At 28.6% G+C, this 12,308-nt stretch carries 10 protein-coding genes; all 10 read left to right on the forward strand.

All coding sequences use genetic code 4. The annotated features are described in order from the left end of the window. Window positions 1-206: 206 nt before the first annotated feature. The 10 genes from dnaA to MHJ_RS00050 all read left to right on the forward strand — a co-directional run bounded on the left by dnaA (window position 207) and on the right by MHJ_RS00050 (window position 12,306). Window positions 207-1,598 (forward strand): chromosomal replication initiator protein DnaA, encoded by a 1,392-nt coding sequence (gene dnaA / locus MHJ_RS00005; RefSeq protein ID WP_044272251.1) that lies wholly within the window; start codon window positions 207-209, stop codon window positions 1,596-1,598. A 144-nt stretch (window positions 1,599-1,742) separates the two neighbouring features. Next, a complete protein-coding gene (locus tag MHJ_RS00010) occupies window positions 1,743-2,879 on the forward strand; it encodes a DNA polymerase III subunit beta (protein WP_011283825.1) in 1,137 nt (378 codons plus the stop codon). A gap of 103 nt (window positions 2,880-2,982) precedes the next feature. Next, window positions 2,983-4,842 carry a tRNA uridine-5-carboxymethylaminomethyl(34) synthesis enzyme MnmG gene (gene mnmG / locus MHJ_RS00015; protein ID WP_044284564.1) on the forward strand — a complete coding sequence of 620 codons (1,860 nt, stop codon included), beginning with the start codon at window positions 2,983-2,985 and terminating at the stop codon, window positions 4,840-4,842. Beyond that, window positions 4,842-5,300, forward strand: a complete 459-nt coding sequence (locus MHJ_RS00020; RefSeq protein WP_011205843.1) for a 23S rRNA (pseudouridine(1915)-N(3))-methyltransferase RlmH — start codon at window positions 4,842-4,844, stop codon at window positions 5,298-5,300. Before mnmG ends, MHJ_RS00020 begins: the two co-directional genes overlap by 1 nt. Before the next feature lie 13 nt (window positions 5,301-5,313). Continuing rightward, complete coding sequence (locus MHJ_RS00025) at window positions 5,314-6,297, forward strand: DHH family phosphoesterase (RefSeq protein ID WP_011205844.1); 984 nt, start codon at window positions 5,314-5,316, stop codon at window positions 6,295-6,297. Then, window positions 6,290-7,261 carry a DHH family phosphoesterase gene (locus tag MHJ_RS00030; RefSeq protein WP_014579519.1) on the forward strand — a complete coding sequence of 324 codons (972 nt, stop codon included), beginning with the start codon at window positions 6,290-6,292 and terminating at the stop codon, window positions 7,259-7,261. The genes MHJ_RS00025 and MHJ_RS00030 overlap by 8 nt, the downstream gene beginning before the upstream one ends. 102 nt (window positions 7,262-7,363) lie before the next feature. Beyond that, window positions 7,364-7,933: a Panacea domain-containing protein gene (locus MHJ_RS00035; protein ID WP_020835484.1), complete on the forward strand. Its 570-nt coding sequence runs from the start codon at window positions 7,364-7,366 to the stop codon at window positions 7,931-7,933. Window positions 7,934-8,022: 89 nt separating this feature from the next. After that, window positions 8,023-9,024 (forward strand): signal recognition particle-docking protein FtsY, encoded by a 1,002-nt coding sequence (gene ftsY / locus MHJ_RS00040; RefSeq protein WP_011283830.1) that lies wholly within the window; start codon window positions 8,023-8,025, stop codon window positions 9,022-9,024. Window positions 9,025-9,192: 168 nt separating this feature from the next. Next, window positions 9,193-11,214: a thioredoxin domain-containing protein gene (locus tag MHJ_RS00045; RefSeq protein ID WP_011205848.1), complete on the forward strand. Its 2,022-nt coding sequence runs from the start codon at window positions 9,193-9,195 to the stop codon at window positions 11,212-11,214. 84 nt (window positions 11,215-11,298) lie between these two features. Then, window positions 11,299-12,306, forward strand: coding sequence for a heat-inducible transcriptional repressor HrcA (locus MHJ_RS00050; protein WP_011205849.1), 1,008 nt, complete (start codon window positions 11,299-11,301; stop codon window positions 12,304-12,306). Window positions 12,307-12,308 lie beyond the last annotated feature (2 nt).

The raw sequence follows: 12,308 nt of genomic DNA on the forward strand, positions 1-12,308 counted from the left end.
TTTTTCTCCTTTTTTTGCTTAAATTTAAGTTTTAGAAGTTATTTTAAGGGATTTTAAAAAAATATTGTTAAAATTTAAAACCAAAATCAACTTTATTAAATGTGCTAAATAAAGTTGATAAAATGTTTGCAAAAACATTTTTGTTGTTTTAAACAAAACAAATTGATTTAAAAATTATACTACAAAATTAAAGGAAAATTTATAAAATGCAAACAAATAAAAATAATTTAAAGGTTAGAACACAGCAAATTAGACAACAAATTGAAAATTTATTAAATGATCGAATGTTGTATAACAACTTTTTTAGCACAATTTATGTACTCAACGAGACAGAAACTGAAATTATTATAGATTTTACAGACTTAATCGCGAAACAGGAAGTGATTTCACGCTGAGTTGATACGGTTGAAAAAGCTATTAAAAATCTTGAAATTTCAAAAATCCTAACTTTTAACAATACAAATAATTATACCATTAATTCAAAAGAAAGCCAAAACTTTTCCATAAAAAATAAATATTGCAGCTTTAATATTAACAATGTTTTAAACAAATTTACCTTTAGAAACTTTATAAAATCAAGTTATAATTTCCAAATTTTTAGTATTTATGACGCAATAGTCGCAAATTCAAGACTAAATTACTCACCAATTTTTATTTCAGGACCATCAGGAATTGGAAAAACGCATTTTATTAATGCGATCGGAAATTTACTTGTAGAAAAACAGAAGAAAGTTTTCTACATTAACGACTATAAATTTATCAGTTGCGTTTCTTCCTGGATGCAAAATGGTCAAAATGAAAAAATTAGTGAATTTTTAAACTGATTGTCTCAAGTTGACGCTTTTCTTTTTGATGATATCCAAGGTTTGGCTAACAAACAACAAACTTCAATTGTTGCACTTGAAATTTTAAATAGATTTATCGAAGAGGATAAAACAGTGATAATAACATCTGATAAATCGCCTTCTTTACTTGGTGGATTTGAAGAAAGATTTATAACGCGATTTAGTTCAGGGTTGCACATTAAATTAAACAAGCCGAAAAAAGAAGACTTTTTGCGGATTTTTAAACATAAATTAGTTGAAGAAAAATTAGAAAAACATATTTGAACAAATGATGCTTTTGAATTTTTGTCAAAGCATTTTCGAAATTCGATTCGTGAGCTTGAAGGTGCGCTAAAATCAATTGTTTTTTATATCCAAACAAATAAAAATAAATTTGAGAATGAAATTTATTTTGATAAGAAAAAAATGTTTGAAATTTTTGTTGAAAAATATGAAATCGAACAAACAATTACCCCTGATTTAATCATTGAGGTTGTCTCAAAATATTATGGCGTCTCAATTTTAGATATAAAAAGTGAAAAAAGAGGCAAAAATATTGTGCATGCCCGCGATATTGCAATCTGATTAATTAAAAATATTCTGGATTTAACTCATAATAGCGTAGGAACTTTTTTTAACAACAGAAGACATTCGACAATAATTTCTACCCTTAAAAAAATTGATACCTTAAAACAAAGCAACAATAATGAACTTGAAATTGCACTTAACCACATTTATAAACAATTAAACTGAAGTTTTAAACAGCGAAAATAAAAATATTAAACAGCATTTTGGACAAAAAGTACTATAAATTAAAGTGGTTTTCTATTTTTTCTACATTTCTACAGCCTTATTATTTTTATTATTAAAACTAAATAAAAATTAACCAAATATAATATAATTATTAGAGGTAAAAATATGAAATTTACAATTGAAAAAAAAATTATTGAATGACAAATTGAAAGAATGCAATCAGCAATTCTAAATAATATAAATTCACCATTAAGTTCGTTTTTTTTAAAACTTACAAGAAGCGGATTATTTATAATTTCAACAAACAGTGAGCTTTCTTATAAAGTTTTTATTAATAAAAAAGATTTAATTGAAATTCATGATGTTGGAAGTTGCTTAATTGACGGTGTTTTTTTACGTGATGTTATTAGAAAAAGTGATAAACAATTAAGTTTTCATCTAATTGGTTCTGAATTAAAAGTTTTTTGGGAAGATGCTCTTTTTTCAAAGACAACTCGGGATTCTTCTTTTTTTCCAGAAATTAACTTTGAGCAAAAAGGAATTAAATTAACTGTAAATGCTAAAAATTTTAAAAGAGCGATAAAAAATACAGCTTTTGCAACAACAAATAATCCTTCACAGCCGATTTTATCGGCAATAAATCTTAGATCTGAAGCCGGTTTTCTACATTTTTCGGCAACAGATACATCTCGATTTGCCTCAGAAAAAATCGAAATTTCGAATAAAAGTAGAATAAATATTTCTGTTAGCGCGAAAAATTTAAAAGATTTTATCCCACCTGAACTTGATAAGGATATCGAATTAAATATTGAATCTTCAAAAATTAGTTATATTTACGATAATTTAACAATCCAGTCGCGAATTTTCACTATTGAATACAAGGATATTTCAAATATCCTACCAAAAGACAGCGAAATTTTATACTCACTTACAATCAACAAACGCGACATCCTCGATCTGATTGATAAAACAACAATAATTACCCCCGGAAAAGATAATGTTATTAACCTTTCGTTGTCAAAAAATGCGTTAAAAGGCTATATTTCTCAATATGATTCGGGTCAGTCGAATGTTCAGACAAAAAATGTTCTTGATTTCAGATTTAACCCAAGATTTGCATCAGATTTTCGATTCGACCCTGAATTAGCTCAGGTTAATATAAATTATCGCTATTTAAAAGATGCAATTTCTGTTTTTGATAAAGTAATTGATATTCACATTAATGAAAAAATGAACAAAATGTTGATAGTTTCACCAGAAAAACCAGAAATTTGTCAGTTAGTCGGTCTTGTTTTAGTCTAAATTTTCTCTAAAATTTAGACTATTTTTTTTGATTAATATTTAAAAAAAATAAGCTATTTTATAGTATAATTTAAAAAAAGAAACTAATTTGAGGAAATTTTTAATGTCAAAAAAATCTAAAAATTCAAGCATTGAATTTGATGCTATTGTTGTCGGTGGCGGCCATGCTGGGATCGAAGCAGTTTATGCATTATTAAAAAAAAAGTTAAAAGTTGTTCTAATAACTCTTGATAAGAAAAAATTAGCTTCAATGCCTTGTAATCCCGCAATTGGTGGGCCAGCAAAAGGAATTATAACTCGCGAGATCGATGCCCTTGGAGGAGTTCAGGGAAAATTTTCAGATTTAGCAATGATCCAAATTAAATATTTAAATGAATCAAAAGGTCCTGCCGTTTTAGCAATTAGAGCCCAAATTGATAAGGAAAAATATTCAAAATTAATATTAAAGGATTTGAAAAAACAGGAAAATTTATTAATTATCGAGGATTTGGTTAGTGAACTTCTAGTTGAAAAAAATCGTGTTTTTGGGCTAAAAACAGCGAAAAAACAAGTGTTTTTTTCAAAAACCGTGATTATTACAACAGGTACCTACATGGATTCAAAAGTTCTTCGAGGCTCATTAGCGATTCCAAGTGGGCCTGATGGTCAACAAACTTCAAATTTGCTTTCAAATAATTTAAAAAGGCTTGGTTTTGAACTTCAAAGGTTAAAAACTGGAACTCCCCCGCGAATTTTTACTTCTTCAATTGACTTTTCAAAAGTTGAAAAAGAGGTTTTGCCTGTTTATAATATAAATTTTTCTTTCCAATCAAAGCATAAGATAAAAAAACAAATTTCTTGTTATTTGACTTATACAACAGCAAAAACTCATGATATAATTAACAAAAATTTAGGAAAATCCTCGATGTATTCAGGTCTAATTTCCGGTGTTGGACCACGTTATTGTCCTTCGATTGAAGATAAAATTGTTCGCTTTTCAGAAAAACCTCGCCACCAAATATTTTTCGAACCAGAAACAAAAAAACAAGATATAATGTATATTAATGGCCTTTCAACGTCGATGCCCGAGGATGTTCAGCTTGAAATGGTTAAAACAATTCCTGGTCTGGAAAATGCAAAAATTGCAAAATTCGGTTATGCGATTGAATATGATGCCCTAAATCCGCTTGAATTGAAAAAAAGTTTGGAAACTAAAAAAGTTAAAGGACTTTTTATGGCAGGTCAAATCAATGGAACAAGCGGATATGAAGAAGCCGCGGCTCAAGGTTTAGTCGCCGGAATTAATGCGGGCCAATTTGTGCTTGGGAAAAAACCAGTCGAAATTTTAAGAAATGATGGTTATATCGGCGTTTTAATTGATGATTTAGTCACTAAAGGAACAAAAGAACCTTATCGTATGCTGACTTCACGTGCAGAATATCGGCTTATTTTAAGAAATGATAATGCCGATATTCGAATGGCAAAATATGCTTTAAAATCAGGGCTGATCTCCAAAAAAGAGTATTTGAAAATCAAAGCAAAGTATGCAAAAATTGACAGGAAAATTTTAGAACTTTCTAAAGAATTTGTTTCCCCAAAAGATGAATTAGCAAAAAAATATAATTTGGAGAAGCGAATTTCCAAGTTAAAATTAATTTCCTGACCAAATGTTAACTTTAAAGATATTCTCCCTGATTTTGAATTCGGATATGAATTAACTGTGATGGCCCGGCTAAAAGGTTATATTCAAAAACAAAATTCTGAAGCCCAAAAGATGATTCGACTGGAAAAATTACTGATTCCAGGCGATCTAAATTATGAAAAAGTCGCAAATTTGTCATCAGAAGCTCTTGATAAGTTTCAAAAAGTTAGACCAAAAACAATTGGGGAAGCAAGTAGAATTAGTGGTGTAAATCCTGCTGATATCCAGATGCTTTTGTTTCATATTAAAGTTTTAAAAATGCAAAAAGTCTCTAAAATTTAATGAAAATTTCAATAATAAGTTTTGGTTCTAGCCCCAGAGAATGATTAGGTTTATACAAAAAAGAAATTAATAAAATCAAACAGTTTAAATATCAAATCGAATTTATCAACCTTTCTGAGCATTCCCAAGAAAATATAGAGCTTAAAAAAATGCTTGAAACAAAGGATATTTTGCAAAAAATTCCTAAAAATTCATCTTGTTATCTTTTTACAGAAAGGGGAAAAACAGTAACGAGTAAAGAATTTTCCCAACTTTTGAATTTCTCGAATATTTGTTTTATAATTGGGGGTTCGTACGGCGTTGATGAAAAATTAATTGCAAAATCAAGGCCAGATATTGGTTTTTTATCATTTGGAAAGCTAACTTTTGCCCATAAAATTTTTAAGCTTATCGTTTTAGAGCAAATTTACCGTGGTTTTTCGATTAAATTTAATCGAAAATACCACCACGCCGATTAAAAAAAGAGGTAAAATGAAAAGAAAAAATTATGAAAAAATAATTCAAAACATTGAAAATCATGATAATATTTTTATCTTTCATCACATCAGACCAGATGGAGATTGTCTGGGTGCCCAACAAGGTTTTGGTTATGCGATCGCAAAAAGATTCCCTAAAAAGAAGGTTTTTTTTATTGGGGATAATGAAAATATTTTTAATTTTTTAAATTTTCATTTTGATAATGAAAATTTAATTCAAGATGAATTTTTTCAAAATTCACTTGCAATTACAGTCGATACTGCTGATATTAAAAGAATCAAAAAATTAGATTTTTTTCTAAATTCAAATTTTAAAACACGAATCAAAATTGACCATCACCCTGATATTTTTGAGGAAATTTATAACGAAAAATGGGTTGATCCAACTTTTTCGGCTGCTTCAGAGATGATAGGGTACCTACTAATGGAAGAAAATTGGGAAATTAATAGTGAAATTTCCAAATTTATATATTTAGGAATTCTAACTGATTCAGGCCGTTTTTTATTTCCTTCAACAACCTCAAGAACATTTCAGGTTGCTGCTTTTTTGATGAAATTTAATTTTGATTTTGCAAAATTAAATTGATTTTTGTCGAATAGAACAGAACAAGAAGTCGCTTTTTGTGCTGAAGTTTTAGCAAATTATAAAAAAAAAGATAAGGTTTTATGGTATTTTGTCTCAAAAGAGATACAAAATAAATTCAAATTAAGAAACGATCAGTTATCAGCCGTTAATATTTTGGCAAACATTGGCGATGCCCGAATTTGACTATTTTTGATTGAAATGGAGAATGGAATCCGTGTTAGAATACGTTCAAATGGTCCAAAAGTTAATGAAATTGCTTCTGAATACGGAGGTGGGGGCCATGAGTATGCAGCAGGTATTAATCTAGAAAAGTCAGAAAAAACTAAGGAAATTTCGCAGGAAATTATCGAGAAATTAGTTATTCAAGTAAAGGAATTTGAACAAAATGAGTAATATTAAGATAAAAGAAATTATAAAACTTATCGAAAATCACGATACAATTGTAATTTTTCACCATATCAGACCAGACGGGGATTGTATTGGCGCACAATTAGGGCTTAAAAATTTAATTTTAGATAATTTTAAAAATAAAAAAGTTTTTGCAGTTGGCAATCACAAAGGATCATTTTCATTTTTGAATGCAAAAACAGATTCAATTCCCGATAAGCTAATTTTAAAAAATTCTTTGGCGATAATTGTTGATGCAAATTTTAAAAATCGAATTGAATCTGTTTTTTTATTTGATCAATTTAAATTTAAAACAATTCTACGAATTGACCACCATCCAAATGAAGATGATTTTGAACAAATTTACCGTTGAGTTGATCCAAGTTATGTTGCTACCTGTGAACAAATTGCCGACTTGGCATATAAAGCAAAATGGAAAATTTCCCGGAAAAGTGCTACATTCATTTACCTTGGAATTTATACTGATTCAGGTCGTTTTCTTTATAAAAATACATCAGCTAGAACACATTTTTTGACAGGAATATTATTTAGAACAGGATTTAATTTTGCATTAATCCACGAAAAACTAAATCAAAAAAAATTATCTGATATTGATTTTGATAGTTATATTTTTTCTGTGAAAAAAATATATAAAAATGTAATTTTTTACACATTGAGTATGGAAGAGCAGAAAAAATTAAATAAAAATCCCTCAAATTCAGTGCGCCCAAATTTACTAGCGAATATTGAAAACTTCAGAATTTGGTTGTGTCTTGTTCAAGAAAAAGAAAATTCCTGGCGGGTAGAGTTTCGTTCATCCGGCCCAAATGTTCAAAAAGTTGCTCAAAATTGAGGAGGTGGGGGTCATCTTAATGCTTCGGGCGCGATTATTGAAAGTCTTGATAAATTAGATTTATTAATTAAAGACTGCCAAGCTGAATATGAAAGTTGATTTTCTCAGTTAAAATAAATAATAAAAAAGGAAAAGTAGGCGAAAATTACTAATTTTTTCCTTTTTTTTAATAAAAGGCTAAAAAAAATTAATATTGGTGGATGTTGAAAGGAGAAACTGATGGAAGGAATCAATATAACTAATTTTTTAAAATATCTATTTGCATATTATTATATTGATACAGGTGAAAGGGAGGTTTATCGAACATGAGTGCAAAAAATACTTTGATTTACACATTGAAAATTTTATAGAATGTATCAAATACCGTTTTTTTCAGAGAATTTTCAATCTTATAAATATGGGCCAATTTCCTGAACTGTATTGCAGACGCAATTTTTTGGTATCGAATCCTTCAAAAATTCACAATACAATATTGACGAAATATTGGATTTTCACCAAAATAATCTTGTTGACGAGTTTAAAAATCGACTAAAAGAAGACTTTTTAAACGACTTTAACGAAGATTTTGGCGAAACATTTGATGAAAATCAAATAAAAGGCGATTTAGATCTAAGATGATCTTGTTTTGTTTTTGTTTTTGAAAAATTAAAAAAATTTCGCCCAAAGGATTTAATAAATTTATCTCACAGCCAAAAATCATTTAAAATAGCGGCTAAAAATCCCCACTCAAAGGTTATTTTTAATGAAACAATTCTTGATGATGAGGAAATTTCTATATTAGAATCATAGAATTTTAAAATTATTTATTAAGAACTGAACGGAAAAAAGTAATTTTAATTTATAATTTAATAAAATTATAAAAATTATAGGAATTAAAAATGTCTTTTTTTCGAAAAATTAGAGAAAAAATTTTTGGTACAAAACAAGAAAAACCGGCAAATTTGGATAAATATGTTGCCGGTTTAACAAAATCAAGACTTTCTTTTTTCAAACAAATAGTTCAGCTTCAAAAAAAACATATTAAAATTGATGAAAATTTCTTCGAAGAATTAGAAGAAATTTTAATAATGTCTGATATTTCTCCAAATTTTGTCAGAACAATAATAGACTCGTTAAAAGCTGAAGTTCGCCATCACAATCTCAATAATCCCGATCTAATTCCCGAAATAATTATGGATAAAATGTATACAATTTATTCAAATCGTTCAGTTGTCAACACAAATTTGAACATAAAAGACGGGAGAATCAATGTTTTTTTAATCTCAGGGGTTAATGGTTCTGGAAAAACTACTTCAATTGCCAAAGTCGCGCGAAAATTCATTATAGAAGGAAAAAAAGTTCTTATAATCGCTGCTGATACTTTTCGGGCAGCCGCAGTTGAGCAACTTGAAATTTGAGCTAACCGCGTAGGGGCTTTAATTTTAAAACCCGAAGCTAATGAAAAAGATCCTGGATCTGTAGTTTTCCGCGGTTTGGATTTTGCTATTAAAGAAAAAACCGATTTGGTTTTAATCGACACAGCCGGACGTTTGCAAAACAATGTGAATTTAATGCAGGAATTAAAAAAAATAAATAAAATAATTTCCCAAAAGGTTCCTAATGCCCCTCATGAATCACTTTTGGTAATCGATGCAACAACTGGTCAAAATGGGGTTTCGCAGGCAGCAAATTTTGCAAAAATAACTCCCGTTTCTGGTATAATTTTAACAAAAATGGATGGTACAAGCAAAGGAGGGATCATTTTTTCGATTAAAGATCAACTTGATATCAGTGTTAAATTAGTTGGACTTGGCGAAGCGATGGATGATTTACAACCTTTCGATCTTGATTTGTTTATTTTTGCAATCACAAAAGAAGTTAAAAATCAATATCAGGTTTAAATTTTTACTTATTTTTTACCTAATTTTTAACAAATAAGTAAAAATTTAAGTATTTTTTCTAATTTTTTCAATAAAATAAAAAAAATTAGAAAAAAAATAAATTTGGTTAAATAAATTTTCCATTTTTGTAAAATTTATTTAACAAAAATGGAAAATTAAAGGAAATTAATGGCTAAAATCAGTTTTTTTGCACTTGGTGGGCAAGACGAAAATGGGAAAAATTGTTATATTTTAGAGATTGACGATAATATTTTCATAATTAATTCAGGGGCAAAAATACCACTGGATAGTTCAGTTGGTGTCGATACAATTATTGCAGATTTTACCTATCTTGAGGAAAATCAACATAAAATCAGGGGTGTTTTCATCACTGATGCTAAAAATGAATCATTTTCTGCCTTGCCGTGGTTGATAATGAAATTGAAAAAAATCAAGATTTATAGCTCTTTTTTCACAAAAGCACTAATTATTGAACGAATCCATAAATACAGACTGTCTGAATCTGCTTTTGAAGTAATTCCTATAACTTCTGAGCTAAAAATCAATGAAAAGATATCAGTTTCTCCTTTTCCAGTTGCGGGTTCTATGCCCGGAACAATTGGTTTTTGCTTTCACACAGAGGATGGCGGAATCGTTTTTATGGCTAATTATGTCGTTGGGAATTTAGGTGTTTATGGGGAGACAAATTTTGAATTGATCAAAAAAATTAGTCAAAATCCAAAAGGCATTTTGATGTTTATTTCTGATTCAGGTAAGTCAAACTTACCTGGAAAAGCAATAAATAAACTTTTTGCAAAAAATTTTTTAGAAAATTTTTTCTTAAAAGCCGATAAAAACTCGCGAATTGTGGTCTCAGCTTACGATGAAGAAATGGTTTCAATACAAGAAATTATTGATCTTTCGATAAAATTTAACCGCCAAATTACCGCTTATGGTAAAAAATATGATAAATTATACGATATGATCTACAAGTTAGATAAGCTAACAACTAATAAATTAAAGAAATTACCGACATTTTTTGACTATAAATATGCAAATAAACAGAAAAATTCGGTGATTTTGATTACTTCAAGTCCCGAAAGAATTTGTTATCGCTTTAATAGAATTCTTGAAAACGATGATGTTTATTTTAAATTAAAAAAATCTGATTATGTGATAATGTTGACCCCTCCAATCAACGGAATGGAGCAACTTTATGCAAAAGTTTTAGACCAGATTGCCAAATCAACAACAAGTATTGTTGATATTTCAGAATCAGATTTTGGACTTGCTCGCCCTTATAAAGAAGACATTTCTGAGATGATTCAGCTTCTAAAACCAAAATATTTTCTTCCAATTCAAGGTTTATATCGCTACTTAATTGTGGCCTCAAATATCGCGGTTGCAAATAAAGTCAAACGACAAAACATTATCGTTTTGCAAAATAAAAGGTCTGCTAATTTCATTGATGGTAGTTTATTTTCAAGAAAAAAAATTTCAAAAGGTGAGGAAGAAATTTATGTTTCTGGTTTTGGGATTGGTGATGTTTGCTTTAGAGTACTAAAAGAAAGAGATGCTCTGTCACGCAATGGTTTGATTATTGTTTCTTTTTTATTCGATCCAATCGAAAAAAAAATTTTTTCAACTCCAGAGATTACGACATATGGAATTTTAAGTAGGGAAAATCGGGAAGCTTACTATGATATTATTAGAAAAATTATTTTTAATAATTTTTCTAATATAAAAAAAATAAATGATAAAATACTAAAGGAATTGCAACAAAAAAGTCAAAAAAATATAAAGCGAAAACTTTTAAGAATTTTTGACAAGGAACCAAGCGTTTCAGTTCTAATTCATAATATTTATCCAGAGGTAAAAAAAATGAAAAAAATGCTATGAAAACAAGCCGAAAACGAATTAAAAACAGGCGTAGTTTACCTTGAATTTGCAGCGGATTGGTGTAATGACTGTAAAATGCAAGAGCCTGTAAATGAAGAATTAAGCAAATATTTTAAAGACCGAAGTGATGTAAAATTAATTAAAGTTGATGCGGAAGAATCCAAACTTTTCCGTCAAAAAGGGACAAAATATGAAGTACTTTTTGTCCCAACTCATTTTATTTTTAAAGATGGACAAATTCTTTTTAAGCAGTTTAATTATGTTCCAGCCGAAGTTTTAATTGAAAAGATTGAAAAAGCACTTAATTCATAGTAAAAATTTTTTAAAAAAATAAAGCAAATTACTAGATAACAAATTTTGCTAATTTGCTTTGTTTTTTGTTATAATTTACCAAAGATGCCAAAATTAGACTCAAAAAAAGAAAAATATCTTAAACAAATAGTCGAAAATTTCATAAAAACCGGTGAATCTATCGGTTCTCTTAACTTAAAACAAAGTTATGGTATCAAAAAATCACCTTCATATCTTCGGGCAATTATGAATCAACTTGAAAAGGAAGGATTCTTAGAAAAATCTCATAGTTCAAGTGGCAGAATCCCGACTTTACAAGGTTTTCAATATTATGCGGAATTTTTATCTTTTGACGAAAATGAAAATTTAGCAAACAAATTAAAAGATTTATTCGCCCGTCGTCGCATAAATATTGAAAACACAATTTCTGAAGCCGTTAAATTAATTTCTGAATCGGTTGGTACTACCCTAATTGCAACAACAAATAACGAAAATGAACGATTAATGTCAATAAATTTAACGCAAATTTCCCAAAATGAAGGAATTATTGTTGTTGTTAGTTCCAGTGGTAATGTGGAAAATAAAAAAATAACTTTTTCTGAACAGATTCCAAGACAAGATGTTAAAATTGCTATTAGACTTTTCCAGGAAAGATTAATAAATACACCTTTGCTTGAAATTTCTTCAAAATTAGCTATTTTAAAACAGGAATTAGAGAAACAAATTAAACACAGCGATGAACTTTTGCATCATTTTATGGAAAAAATTTTTAATTTTCAAGTCCAAAATAAGTCTAATATCTACAATAAAAATTCGCTGATTTTGGACAAGGAGATTTCGCGGGCCAAACTTGTTGATTTACTTTATATAATTGAAAAAAAATCAATTTGAGAAATGCTTGAAGATCGAACAACAAAAGACGATGATACCCTAAAAATCAGTATAAAGTCCCCAGAAGTTTCATTTATTTCGAAAAAATTTGAAAAATTTTTACCAATTAAGGAAATCAGTATGGTTGGAGCAGCTAAAAAAATTAATTATTCGGCCGCTCGAACAGGTATAAAACTTTTGGAAGATTTTTTATCAAACAAAAGCAAGATTAGAAAGGGATAAAA

The organism is Mesomycoplasma hyopneumoniae J (assembly GCF_000008205.1).
Lineage (GTDB): Bacteria > Bacillota_I > Bacilli_A > Mycoplasmatales > Metamycoplasmataceae > Mesomycoplasma > Mesomycoplasma hyopneumoniae.